The 13670-nt window shown below is 45.1% G+C and carries 7 protein-coding genes; 3 read left to right on the plus strand and 4 right to left on the minus strand.

What is annotated here, in order from left to right; all coding sequences use genetic code 11:
- The first annotated feature begins 259 nt into the window (after window positions 1–259).
- Entirely contained in the window at window positions 260–385 is a 126-nt protein-coding gene (locus BDD26_RS20600; RefSeq protein WP_255296127.1) for a hypothetical protein, read from the plus strand.
- A gap of 111 nt (window positions 386–496) precedes the next feature.
- Here the strand turns inward: BDD26_RS20600 and gndA are convergent, their stop codons facing one another.
- Entirely contained in the window at window positions 497–1903 is a 1407-nt protein-coding gene (gene gndA / locus BDD26_RS18355) for an NADP-dependent phosphogluconate dehydrogenase (protein ID WP_115827370.1), read from the minus strand.
- 279 nt (window positions 1904–2182) lie between these two features.
- Between gndA and BDD26_RS18360 the strand changes: the two genes are divergently transcribed.
- Entirely contained in the window at window positions 2183–3763 is a 1581-nt protein-coding gene (locus BDD26_RS18360) for a TerC family protein (protein ID WP_115827371.1), read from the plus strand.
- A 312-nt stretch (window positions 3764–4075) separates the two neighbouring features.
- Window positions 4076–10216, plus strand: coding sequence for a phage tail protein (locus tag BDD26_RS18365; RefSeq protein ID WP_115827372.1), 6141 nt, complete (start codon window positions 4076–4078; stop codon window positions 10214–10216).
- A gap of 152 nt (window positions 10217–10368) precedes the next feature.
- Here BDD26_RS18365 and asmA read toward each other — a convergent pair whose 3' ends face one another.
- The 3 genes from asmA to udk form a co-directional block, all read right to left on the minus strand.
- Window positions 10369–12219: an outer membrane assembly protein AsmA gene (asmA, locus tag BDD26_RS18370; protein ID WP_115827373.1), complete on the minus strand. Its 1851-nt coding sequence runs from the start codon at window positions 12217–12219 to the stop codon at window positions 10369–10371.
- 78 nt (window positions 12220–12297) lie between these two features.
- A complete protein-coding gene (gene dcd, locus BDD26_RS18375; RefSeq protein ID WP_038264428.1) occupies window positions 12298–12879 on the minus strand; it encodes a dCTP deaminase in 582 nt (193 codons plus the stop codon).
- A 48-nt stretch (window positions 12880–12927) separates the two neighbouring features.
- Complete coding sequence (gene udk / locus BDD26_RS18380) at window positions 12928–13569, minus strand: uridine kinase (RefSeq protein ID WP_038264425.1); 642 nt, start codon at window positions 13567–13569, stop codon at window positions 12928–12930.
- Window positions 13570–13670: the final 101 nt, after the last annotated feature.

Below are 13670 nucleotides of genomic sequence, written 5' to 3' on the forward strand. Positions count from 1 at the left end.
ATCAGTAATTTTGACTGATATCAATAACCTCTAGTGTAGGATTAAAAAATAAACTGAAATTCACCAAACCTTAAAAAAATAAAATTTATTTTAAATGAGTCAAATACAGGATTAAACATTCAAGACTCCACCGAAGGGCGCTCTGGTATCACCATGCCGGAGTTAGCCACATTTAGAATGCTCTCCAGTCAACCAGAAATAACTTAAATAAAATTTATATTTTGCTATAATTTAACCAGATGAAATAGGTGATTATTCTATGAATAATATTTTTGTTTTGGTAATAATTGGGCTGGTGGTTATCTGCATTATTGTGATGCATCACGCTTTTGATGCAAATATGGCTCACTGGCTGGTACAATTTGCTGAATGGTTGGTGAGATAGAGGTTACTTTCTTATAAATTGTTTATTAAAAAATTCTGCTACAAAAAAGGTGCTGAAAACTCAGCACCCCATCATTTTGAAAGTTAAATATTTATTATAGATATCTAACTATTATGATAACCATTCGGTATGAAATACACCTTCTTTATCGATACGCTTATAGGTATGCGCTCCGAAATAGTCACGCTGTGCCTGAATCAGGTTGGCAGGCAAAACGGCAGAGCGATAGCTATCGTAATAAGAGATAGCCGCAGAGAAAGTTGGCGTTGGAATACCATTCTGCACACCATAGGAAACAACATCGCGCAGAGCTTGCTGATATTCATCAGCGATTTGTTTAAAGTAAGGTGCCAGCAACAGGTTAGCAATATCTTGGTCTTCGTTGTAAGCATCCGTGATTTTTTGCAGGAATTGCGCACGAATAATACAGCCAGCACGGAAGATCTTGGCAATTTCACCGTAGTTCAAATCCCAGTTGTATTCATCAGAAGATGCTTTCAACTGCTGGAAGCCTTGCGCATAAGAAACGATCTTACCTAAATACAAAGCACGACGAACTTTCTCAATAAATTCTGACTTATCACCTTCAAATGGCTGTGCTTCTGGCCCTGACAGAACTTTAGATGCAGCCACTCGCTGATCTTTCATAGAAGAGATGTAACGCGCGAAGACAGATTCAGCAATCAACGTTACTGGAACGCCCAGATCCAGAGAACTCTGGCTAGTCCATTTACCAGTCCCTTTATTAGCTGCTTCATCCAGGATCACATCTACCAGATATTTACCTTCTTCATCTTTCTTGTTGAAAATATCAGCGGTAATTTCAATCAGATAACTACTCAGCTCACCCTGATTCCAACCATTGAATACATCCGCCAGCTCCTGATTGCTCAGATTCAGTGAATGTTTCAGCAGAGAATAGGCTTCAGCAATTAGCTGCATATCACCATACTCAATGCCATTGTGAACCATCTTCACGTAGTGACCTGCTCCATCTGAGCCAATATAAGTCACACAAGGCTCACCATCTGCTTGAGCAGCGATCTCTTTCAAAATCGGTGCAACCAGTTCATAAGCTTCTTTCTGACCACCCGGCATAATTGAAGGGCCTTTTAATGCACCTTCTTCACCACCGGAAACCCCTGTTCCAATAAAGTTAAAACCTTGAGCGGATAATTCACGATTACGGCGGATAGTATCCTGAAAATAGGTGTTGCCACCATCGATCAGAATGTCACCCTTATCCAAATGTGGCGTCAGAGATGCAATGGTTTTATCCGTAGCTTCACCTGCCTTAACCATTAACAGAATACGACGTGGCTTTTCCAGTGAATCGACAAACTCTTCAATGGAATAACTTGGAACTAATTTTTTCCCTGGATTTTCAGCAATAACTTCATCAGTTTTATCGCTGGAGCGGTTAAAAATAGATACAGAGTAACCACGGCTTTCAATATTCAACGCCAGATTGCGCCCCATAACCGCCATACCGACAACACCGATCTGTTGCTTGGACATGAATAACTCCCGTCTGATAATGACCTGCTGTCTAGCAAAATGTTGTACATGTAACAATATCGCGTACAACAAAATATAGTAGACAATTTGTTAATGAGATCACATGTTAACTCAGGAATGGGTATCGGGGATAGTTATTGATGCAATCGATATTGTGATACTGTTTTTTTGCTGAAAAAATTTCCAGCTGCAATAAATCGCCTATTGATATTTTGACAATCAATCCTCATTATTCAGAGGTCGGCATAAGCCGTCACAGTAAAAGGTAAAATAAACTATATGGAATGGATCGCTGATCCAACGATATGGGCAGGTCTGGCCACACTTATCGTTTTAGAAATTGTTCTCGGAATTGACAACTTAATCTTTATTGCCATTCTGGCAGATAAACTTCCTGAAAAACAGAGAGATAAAGCGCGTCTCACTGGTTTATCCTGTGCTCTGTTGATGAGGTTGCTCTTATTATTCAGCCTTTCCTGGCTTATTTCTCTGACAACACCATTGCTAACCTTGTGGGATCATCCATTCAGTGCCCGTGATTTAATTATGCTGATTGGGGGAATGTTTCTACTGTTTAAAGCCACAATGGAGTTGAATGAACGGCTAGAAGGAAAAATCCTGCATACCAATCAACAACGTAAAGGAACAAGTTTTTGGGCGGTTGTTGTACAGATTATTGTCTTAGATGCTGTTTTCTCACTGGATTCCGTTATTACCGCTGTGGGTATGGTGAATCATATCGGTATCATGGTTACTGCGGTCATCATCGCCATGATCCTGATGATATGGGCCAGTAAGCCTCTGACAAAGTTTGTTAATGCCCATCCTACCATCGTTATACTGTGTCTCAGTTTTCTACTGATGATTGGTTTCAGCCTGGTAGCCGAAGGCTTTGGCTACAAAATACCCAAAGGCTATCTTTATGCCGCCATTGGCTTCTCCATTATGATCGAAGCATTAAATCAATTCGCCCATTTCAATCGTCGAAAATTCCTGAGTGCTTCCCGCTCACTGCGCGAAAGAACCGCAGAAGCTGTCCTCCATATTTTAAATGGCAGACGTGAAAGTGCGGATTTGGATAACCATACTTCCAGTTTGATTGCGGATCATGAAGAGCATAAAGAAGTTTTTGAACCACAAGAACGGCAAATGATTGCCCGCGTTTTTAGTCTTGCACAACGTACAGTCAGCAGTATTATGACCTCACGCCACGACGTGGTTTACCTTGATGTTCACTCACCTACTGACAAACTGGCTATATTACTGGAGCAAAAACCACATACCCGGATTGTCGTCACGGATGAAAAAACTAGTGATGAACCGCTGGGCGTGGTTCATGTGATTGATATCCTTAATCAACAACTCACTTATAAAACATTTAATTTGCGGCAATTAGTACAACAACCTTTGATTTTCCCTGAATCTCTCTCTTTACTTCAGGCGTTAGAACAATTCCGTCAGGCACAAACTCACTTTGCTTTTGTTGTTGATGAATTTGGCTCTGTTGAAGGTATTGTCACAGTCACAGATGTAATGGAAACCATCACAGGAAACTTGCCTGTAGGTAGTGGAGAGATTGATGCTCGCCATGATATTCAGGTCACAGAAGAAGGGCATTGGATTGCCAATGGATTTATGCCACTGGATGATCTGATACTTTATGTTCCACTATCACTGGATGAAAAACGCGAATACCAAACACTGGCAGGCCTGTTGATGGAACATCTACAACATATTCCACAACAAGGGGAACAACTACAGATTGGCGATTATCTTTTTGAACCACTGGAAATCACCAGTCATCGTATTAATAAAGTGAAAATCACCTTGCTAAAAATAGAAGAAGAGATGAAAGAATAATTCACTCAGTGATACACATCATTTACTGACAAAAACCGACACTATGTCGGTTTTTTCATTTCTGACAAATTTCATTATTTTGATTTAATTTGAATTTCCAGATAATTAATCCGCTTAATCTTGCAGATGCAATGTATGTCTCATATAGGCAGAACCTGCCTACATTTCTCCACGAACACATGTTTACCAAAACAATGAGCTTATTAAACAGTCAGTTGTTATAGCTCAGGCAAATGCTACATGGACTTGTGTTGTAACAGGCGGGTTTGTGAATTACTCCATTAACTTGTCATTGATAAATAAGGGGATTACATGAGTACGAAATATTTTTCATTGTTGACAGATTCAGGTGCCAATAAGCTGGAAAACGCTGCAACCTCAGGTAGCAAGCTTGAAATTACACATATGGCAGTCGGCGACGGAAATTTATCAACACCTAATGCTAATCAAACTCAATTGATTAATGAAAGACATCGCGCAGAAATTGACAGATTATTCATTGATCCTAAAAACCCTAACCAAGTTATTGTTGAACAGGTACTTCCAGAAGATGAGGGTAGCTGGTGGATCCGTGAAATAGGCCTGTTTGATAAAGATGGTACGCTAGTTGCTGTCGGAAACTGTGCTGAACTGTACAAGTCACAGATGCATGAACAAACAATTCGTATGCTTCTACCTATTGATAACATAAATTTGATAGGTTCATTTGATGAATTATTTTCTGGCTTAGCAACTCGCAGATACGTAAGGGACAGAATCAGAAACCATGCAGAAAGCCGTAACCATCCAGATGCCACGCTGAAAAACAAAGGATTTGTTATCTTAAGTAATGCTGTAGACAGTAACAGTGAAGCTCATGCAGCAACATCAAAAGCCGTGAAATCAGCTAATGAGTTAGCCCAAAAAGCCTATGATTTAGCTAATCCAGAAAATGCCAAGAAGAAATGGGTGCCGTTAACTCGCCGTGTCAACGATAAAGAGCTAGTCAATGATATTACCCTGGTGGCGGCCGATGTCGGCGCCTATACCAAAGAAGAAACTAATACGCTGATCAAAGACAGCGATGCGCAGGTCATGAAAGTGACGGAAAGCAAGGTGCCGTTAACCCGCCGTGTCAATGACAAAGAGCTGGTCAATGACATTACCCTGACCGCCGCCGATGTCGGCGCCTACAGCAAGGAAGAAACTAATACGCTGATTAAAGACAGCGATGCACCGATCATGCAGGAAGCCCAGAAGGCTTTACATGAAGCCCATCGGGCTTTGAAAGATGCGGACAGCAAAGTGCCGTTAACCCGCCGTGTCAACGATAAAGAGCTGGTCAATGACATTACCCTGACTGCCGCCGATGTCGGCGCCTATACCAAAGAAGAAACTAATACGCTGATCAAAGACAGTGATGCGCAGGTCATAAAAGTGGCGGACAGCAAGGTGCCGTTAACCCGCCGTGTCAATGACAAAGAGCTGGTCAATGACATTACTCTGACCGCCGCCGATGTCGGCGCCTACAGCAAGGAAGAAACTAATACGCTGATTAAAGACAGCGATGCACCGATCATGCAGGAAGCCCAGAAGGCTTTACATGAAGCCCATCGGGCTTTGAAAGATGCGGACAGCAAAGTGCCGTTAACCCGCCGTGTCAATGATAAAGAGCTGGTCAATGACATCACCCTGGTAGCGGCCGATGTCGGCGCCTATACCAAAGAAGAAACTAATACGCTGATCAAAGACAGCGATGCACCGATCATGCAGGAAGCCCAACAGGCCCTGAAAGCCGCGGAAAGCAAAGTGCCGTTAACCCGCCGTGTCAATGATAAAGAGCTAGTCAATGATATTACCCTGGTGGCGGCCGATGTCGGCGCCTATACCAAAGAAGAAACTAATACGCTGATTAAAGACAGCGATGCGCAGGTCATAAAAGTGGCGGACAGCAAAGTGCCGTTAACCCGCCGTGTCAATGACAAAGAGCTGGTCAATGACATCACCCTGACCGCCGCTGATGTCGGCGCCTACAGCAAGGAAGAAACTAATACGCTGATCAAAGACAGCGATGCACCGATCATGCAGGAAGCCCAGAAGGCTTTACATGAAGCCCATCGGGCTCTGAAAGATGCGGAAAGCAAGGTGCCGTTAACCCGCCGTGTCAATGATAAAGAGCTGGTCAATGACATCACCCTGACCGCCGCTGATGTCGGCGCCTATAACAAGGAAGAAACTAATACGCTGATTAAAGACAGCGATGCACCGATCATGCAGGAAGCCCAGCGGGCCCTGAATGAAGCTCAACAGGCCGTGAAGACAGCGGACAGCAAAGTGCCGTTAACCCGCCGTGTCAATGATAAAGAGCTGGTCAATGACATTACCCTGACCGCCGCCGATGTCGGCGCCTATACCAAGGACGAAACCGATACGCAGGTCATGAAAGTGGCGGACAGCAAGGTGCCGTTAACCCGCCGTGTCAATGATAAAGAGCTGGTCAATGACATTACCCTGGTAGCGGCCGATGTCGGCGCCTATACCAAGGAAGAAACCGATGCGCGGATCAAAGACGGTGATACGCAGGTCATGAAAGTGGCAGACAGCAAGGTGCCGTTAACCCGCCGTATCAATGATAAAGAGCTGGTCAATGACATCACCCTGGCAGCGGCCGATGTCGGCGCCTATACCAAGGACGAAACCGATACGCGGATCAAAGACAGTGGTACACCGATCATGCAGGAAGCCCAACAGGCCCTGAAAGCCGCGGAAAGCAAAGTGCCGTTAACCCGCCGTGTCAATGATAAAGAGCTGGTCAATGACATCACCCTGGTGGCGGCCGATGTCGGCGCCTATACCAAGGACGAAACCAATACGCGGATCAAAGACAGTGGTACACCGATCATGCAGGAAGCCCAACAGGCCCTGAAAGCCGCGGAAAGCAAAGTGCCGTTAACCCGCCGTGTCAATGACAAAGAGCTGGTCAATGACATTACCCTGACTGCCGCCGATGTCGGCGCCTATACCAAGGAAGAAACCGATACGCGGATCAAAGACGGTGATGCGCAGGTCATGAAAGTGACGGAAAGCAAGGTGCCGTTAACCCGCCGTATCAATGACAAAGAGCTGGTCAATGACATCACCCTGGCAGCGGCCGATGTCGGCGCCTATACCAAGGACGAAACCGATACGCAGGTCATGAAAGTAGCGGACAGCAAGGTGCCGTTAACCCGCCGTATCAATGATAAAGAGCTGGTCAATGACATCACCCTGACCGCCGCCGATGTCGGCGCCTATACCAGGGACGAAACCGATGCACGGATCAAAGACAGCGGTGCACCGATCATGCAGGAAGCCCAACAGGCCCTGAAAGCCGCGGAAAGCAAGGTGCCGTTAACCCGCCGTGTCAATGACAAAGAGCTGGTCAATGACATTACCCTGGCAGCGGCCGATGTCGGTGCCTATACCAAGGACGAAACCGATGCGCAGATCATGAAAGTGGCGGACAGCAAAGTGCCGTTAACCCGCCGTGTCAACGACAAAGAGCTGGTCAATGACATCACCCTGGTGGCGGCCGATGTCGGCGCCTATACCAGGGACGAAACCGATGCACGGATCAAAGACAGCGGTGCACCGATCATGCAGGAAGCCCAACAGGCCCTGAAAGCCGCGGAAAGCAAAGTGCCGTTAACCCGCCGTGTCAATGACAAAGAGCTGGTCAATGACATTACCCTGGCAGCGGCCGATGTCGGCGCCTATACCAAGGACGAAACCGATACGCGGATCAAAGACAGTGGTACACCGATCATGCAGGAAGCCCAACAGGCCCTGAAAGCCGCGGAAAGCAAGGTGCCGTTAACCCGCCGTGTCAATGACAAAGAGCTGGTCAATGACATTACCCTGGCAGCGGCCGATGTCGGCGCCTATACCAAGGACGAAACCGATACACGGATCAAAGACAGCGGTGCACCGATCATGCAGGAAGCCCAGAAGGCTTTACATGAAGCTCATCGGGCCCTGAAAGATGCGGAAAGCAAAGTGCCGTTAACCCGCCGTATCAATGACAAAGAGCTGGTCAATGACATTACCCTGGTGGCGGCCGATGTCGGGGCTTATACCAAGGACGAAACCGATGCACGGATCAAAGACGGTGATGAGCAGGTCATGAAAGTGGCGGAAAACAAAGTGCCGTTAACCCGCCGTGTCAATGATAAAGAGCTGGTCAATGATATTACCCTGGTAGCGGCCGATGTCGGCGCCTATACCAGGGACGAAACCGATACGCGGATCAAAGACAGCGGTGCACCGATCATGCAGGAAGCCCAACAGGCCCTGAAAGCCGCGGAAAGCAAGGTGCCGTTAACCCGCCGTGTCAATGACAAAGAGCTGGTCAATGACATCACCCTGGTGGCGGCCGATGTCGGCGCCTATACCAAGGACGAAACCGATGCGCAGATCATGAAAGTGGCGGACAGCAAGGTGCCGTTAACCCGCCGTGTCAATGACAAAGAGCTGGTCAATGACATCACCCTGGTAGCGGCCGATGTCGGCGCCTATACCAGGGACGAAACCGATACACGGATCAAAGACAGCGGTGCACCGATCATGCAGGAAGCCCAGAAGGCTTTACATGAAGCCCATCGGGCCCTGAAAGCCGCGGAAAGCAAGGTGCCGTTAACCCGCCGTGTCAACGATAAAGAGCTGGTCAATGACATTACCCTGGTGGCGGCCGATGTCGGCGCCTATACCAAGGAAGAAACCGATGCGCGGATCAAAGACGGTGATGCGCAGGTCATAAAAGTGGCGGACAGCAAGGTGCCGTTAACCCGCCGTGTCAACGATAAAGAGCTGGTCAATGACATTACCCTGGTGGCGGCCGATGTCGGCGCCTATACCAAGGAAGAAACCGATGCGCGGATCAAAGACGGTGATGCGCAGGTCATGAAAGTGGCGGACAGCAAGGTGCCGTTAACCCGCCGTGTCAACGACAAAGAGCTGGTCAATGACATTACCCTGATAGCGGCCGATGTCGGGGCCTACAGCAAGGAAGAAACTAATACGCTGATCAAAGACAGCGATGCACCGATCATGCAGGAAGCCGAGCGGGCCCTGAAAGCCGCGGAAAGCAAAGTGCCGTTAACCCGCCGTGTCAATGATAAAGAGCTGGTCAATGACATTACCCTGGTGGCGGCCGATGTCGGGGCTTATACCAAGGAAGAAACCGATGCGCGGATCAAAGACGGTGATGCGCAGGTCATGAAAGTGGCGGACAGCAAGGTGCCGTTAACCCGCCGTGTCAACGACAAAGAGCTGGTCAATGACATTACCCTGACCGCCGCCGATGTCGGGGCTTATACCAAGGAAGAAACCGATACGCGGATCAAAGACGGTGATGCGCAGGTCATGAAAGTGGCGGACAGCAAGGTGCCGTTAACCCGCCGCATCAACGACAAAGAACTGATCAATGACATTAAACTGGCGGCGGCCGATGTCGGGGCTTATACCAAGGAAGAAACCGATGCGCGGATCAAAGACGGTGATGCACAAGTCATGAAAGTGGCGGACAGCAAGGTGCCGTTAACCCGCCGTATCAACAACAAAGAGCTGGTGAATGACATTAAACTGGTGGCGGCTGATGTCGATGCCTACAATAAAGAAGAAACCAGCCAGCTTATTGATAATATTCATGAGCTAGTAAACTCTGCCAATAACAATGCTGATAGCAAAGTGCCAATGACTCGTACAGTGAATAATAAAGCGCTGTTAACAGACATTACACTTACTGCATCTGATATAGATACCTATACTAGAGGAGAAATTGATCAACAAATCCATACAGTCAGGAAGTTAGCAAATGATGCCAATAATAATGTAAACGGCAAAGTTCCATTAACTCGTACAGTAAATAGTAAAGCACTGTTAGCAGATATTGTACTTACTGCATACGATGTCGGCGCCTATAGCAAAAACGAAGTAGATTCTCGTATAGGGAAAGTTAATGCGAACGCCAATAGTCGGCTGGCAAAAAATGAGAACGGAGCTGATATTCCAGACAAAAATGCTTTTGTAAGAAATCTTGGTTTAGCTAATCTGGTTGGGTTAAATATTGAATCTCGTTTAATCGGACAAGACGCCACTGTCATCAGACTTGGTGATATCGTCCAGATAAACGGGACCGCCGTAGCCAGTGACTCAATTCAGGCAGTTAATATGTCAGTTATCGGTGGAATAACCTATTACACCAATTACTACAAAGTACAACTGCCAATCAGCTTGTCAAATGGCATCATTTCATGTCATGCCAGTATTGTCGGAGATAATTTCGATGCACAAAGCCCTGGCTACCCGGCTGATGTTAAAACACAACGCAATAATCCGGATGGAATGGGAATATCGAAAGATACCTTAACTATATCGGTCACTACTCCACAATTAGGCTGGATTCCACAATTCTATTATGAGGTTATGGGGTATTAACAGAAACAGGAAATGAAAAACCCATCTGTTATTTGAGCTATAAGTTGATAGTGGTGTAACACCACTATCAACTCACTATCAATTTTTTCACATACAGGTGAACGTTAAAACGCTCACCTGTTTATTTTATCAATTATGATAAATTCAACTATTTATTCAGCAGTTTTTTTTCTTACTTCACTGTTATCGCTACTTTCAAGCCAGTTTTTGATGGATTGTTTGACTTTTTGCTGTAATTCATCACGCAATATTGGTTCAACATTCAAGGTATATTGCAGATTATCCCAATTACCATAAACCCGCAGTGGTACTTTTAGTTTTTCTAAACGACTAACTAATTCGTTTTCTTGCCCCCATCCACCGGTTAACTGAACCGCCAATGCAACATCAATATTCTGTTTCAGTAAATTGGCCTCACCCTGCCCTTCAATTTTCGAAATACCAGATGTAGCAGAAAGGTTATTAATTTTAATCTTACCTTTATCCAGTTGAGCTTTTACTGACAGATTCTGTGCATCAGTAAAGTTCTGAGTATTCGTCGGCTGTTGAACCAAATCAGTCATTCTTGAAAAAGATTGCTGAATAAGTAAAGGAATATTCAATCCGTCCAAACGCGCATTTTTCAGGCCGATATTCAGATCTCCCCGCCAGTAATGGGTGACTGCATATTCATCGTAGCCATCTCCCAAAAGATCTCCATCCAACGCAAGTTGTCCACTAAACACTGATGGCAGAGCCAAAGCTTTCAATAGTGATTGTAAGTCAATATTTTGCAACAGAGGTTTAGCATGTAATTTAGCCGGATTAACTGTTGCATCAATTGTGGCAGGCAGTGCAAAACGGCCACCAAATACGTTACCACTCAATCTCAAAATCTCTGTTATTCCCTCATCATTGACGGCATTAAAGACAAAGTTATCGATATCCATACCCTGATAAATAAATTTATTCGCCATGAATAACAGATGGGTATTAAATTCTTTCAGAAAACTGAGATCATAATTTGATAAAGGAGAAACAAACTTTGCAATCACAGGTTTTGCCGAATTATTTTCAGCCCGATAATCAAGTTTTGCCTGTAAACTATGCTGTGATAATTTATCCCATCCTAACAAATTATCTAAATCTAATTTTGGCGAAGACAGATTGATGGAATAGTGCGGTTTATCTTTCAGGTTAACCACAACATTGCCTGTCAATTCGCTTTCATTCATTGCCAGTGCTATTTTCTGCAACGAAATAGATGAGGAGAAAGCATCATATTTTACAGTCGCACTACCCGTTCCTGTTATGCCTTCTGGCGGGAGACCAACACCCTGTAGCTGATATTTAAACGAACTGATATCGCCAGTTAAATTATGTGGATAATCAGAAATGTCGAAAGAAGCGTTAACCTCAAAGGCAAATTCTTGCTGATTCTTATTGATCTTACTATTGAGTTCAAGATTAACATGGCTCTCATCCTGGCGTTTCATCAGCAAATCAATATCCCGCATATTTAACTGCGAATGGGGATCAGTTTGCCAAATCAGCAAGCTATTCTCTACTTTGATCTTATCGATATCCAGTTTCCAACTGTGAGCATCATCCGCTACGGGATAATGAAAATCACCTTCAGGCGCAATAGGGGCTTCTGGTTTTTTTTGCGGCTGACTATCCGGTGTAAACCGCAAAACAGCCCCTTTAAGCATCACTTCTTTGACAGAAAGTTGATGAGAAAACAATGGCAGCAACTCAACATCGAGGCGCATATTTTCTGCCATAACAGCGGGCATTTTCGCATTGGGAGCAATCAGTGATACCTGCCCGGTCAAAATACTCAATTTTGGCCAGGCATGCCAACGTAGATCATCTTGTAACACAAGCTGATAGCCACTCTTTTTTTGTACTTGTTTGACTATGTAGCTACGAAAATCGTTTGGATTAATCAGCACGACTAATGCTGTTAGCCCCGTAACAACTACCACCAACAAAATAACGAGTGTCGTCAACAATCTTTTCATGACTTCCCCAGTCTCATGTCCACAAGATGACTATTTTCACCAAATGACTACTTTACCAGAAATTTTCACCAGGAAAGATTAGTCTTCGCTGATTCGGCTCCCTACTGCTCCTTTCTGATTTTTATATTTAGCATCCTGACGTCGGTTATAAGGACGGTCAGCAATGCCTGAAAGCGGCTCAAAACTCAAAGCCCCAATGACCATACCCGGACGCAAGGCTAACGGTAATTTTCCTGAATTATAGAATTCCAGAACAATTTGACCATGCCAACCTGGGTCAATCCGGTGAGCAGTAACATGGACCATCAGACCAAGACGGGCCAGAGATGAACGACCATCCAGCCAGCCAACAAGATTAGCGGGCAATGTGACAGATTCCAGTGTCACTGCCAGTGCCAGTTCGCCGGGATGCAGAAAAAAAGCCTCCCCATCCGGCAAATTAATTTCATCGCTCATGACACGATCAAGTGCCGCATTGACTTCAGCCTTAGGACCACTCAAGTCAATATAAGCAGCAGTATGACCACGAAAAACGCGAAACTGATTCCCAAGGCGAACATCAGCAGTTGCCCCATTAATACGATCAACAGGAGGACGTGGGGTAATTTCCAGTTTACCTTCATCAAGCCATTTAATAATGTCACGGTCACAGAGTCGCATTACTTCCTCTCAAAATACGATGATACTTATGAATTCCTGAACATCAGGTTATTCGCAAAATTGGCCAATCTTGGCTTTCAGTATGTCGATAGCCACACGGTTTTTACCACCACGGGGAACAATAATGTCCGCATATTGTTTTGATGGCTCTATGAATTGCAGGAACATCGGACGAACTGTTTTTTTATACTGTTCTATTACAGAATCCAGTGAACGCCCACGCTCATTCACATCACGCTTGATACGACGCATCAGACAGATATCTAAAGGTGTATCAACAAAAATCGAAAAATCCAGTTCCTGACGCAAACGCTTATCCGTTAATAATAGGATACCTTCAAGGATAATAACTCGCTTCGGTTCAAAATGAATGGATTCTGGTTTGCGGGTATGAACAACGTAGTCATATTGTGGCAATTCAACGGACTTCCCGGCTTTCAGTGCCTGGATATGTTCGAATAGTAAATTGTGATCCATTGAACTTGGGTGGTCATAATTGACTTTATAGCGTTCTTCCAGCGGGGTGTTAGTTTGGTCTTTATAATAGCAATCTTCTGAAATAACTCCGATATTGTGATCACCAACCTGAGCGCGTAATTCTCTATAAAGTGTGCTGGCAATAAGGCTTTTGCCCGAAGCGGAGGCACCTGAAATACCTACGATTGTACACTTATGTGCTTCATCAGCCATACTAGAAATAACCTGGTTAAAAAGAAAAAATAAAGTGGGAAAATAGCATTCTGTCACGCTATGTTTGGCGGATTATAGGGAGTTAGTAGCTTCTATGCCAG

It is taken from the genome of Xenorhabdus cabanillasii, assembly GCF_003386665.1.
In the GTDB taxonomy this organism is placed as follows: domain Bacteria; phylum Pseudomonadota; class Gammaproteobacteria; order Enterobacterales; family Enterobacteriaceae; genus Xenorhabdus; species Xenorhabdus cabanillasii.

Excerpts from the sequence above, each read along its gene's own strand:
- BDD26_RS20600 (WP_255296127.1), top strand. The coding sequence starts at position 260 with ATGAATAATATTTTTGTTTTGGTAATAATTGGGCTGGTGGTTATCTGC.
- gndA (WP_115827370.1), bottom strand. The coding sequence starts at position 1,903 with ATGTCCAAGCAACAGATCGGTGTTGTCGGTATGGCGGTTATGGGGCGC.
- BDD26_RS18360 (WP_115827371.1), top strand. The coding sequence starts at position 2,183 with ATGGAATGGATCGCTGATCCAACGATATGGGCAGGTCTGGCCACACTT.
- BDD26_RS18365 (WP_115827372.1), top strand. The coding sequence starts at position 4,076 with ATGAGTACGAAATATTTTTCATTGTTGACAGATTCAGGTGCCAATAAG.
- asmA (WP_115827373.1), bottom strand. The coding sequence starts at position 12,219 with ATGAAAAGATTGTTGACGACACTCGTTATTTTGTTGGTGGTAGTTGTT.
- dcd (WP_038264428.1), bottom strand. The coding sequence starts at position 12,879 with ATGCGACTCTGTGACCGTGACATTATTAAATGGCTTGATGAAGGTAAA.
- udk (WP_038264425.1), bottom strand. The coding sequence starts at position 13,569 with ATGGCTGATGAAGCACATAAGTGTACAATCGTAGGTATTTCAGGTGCC.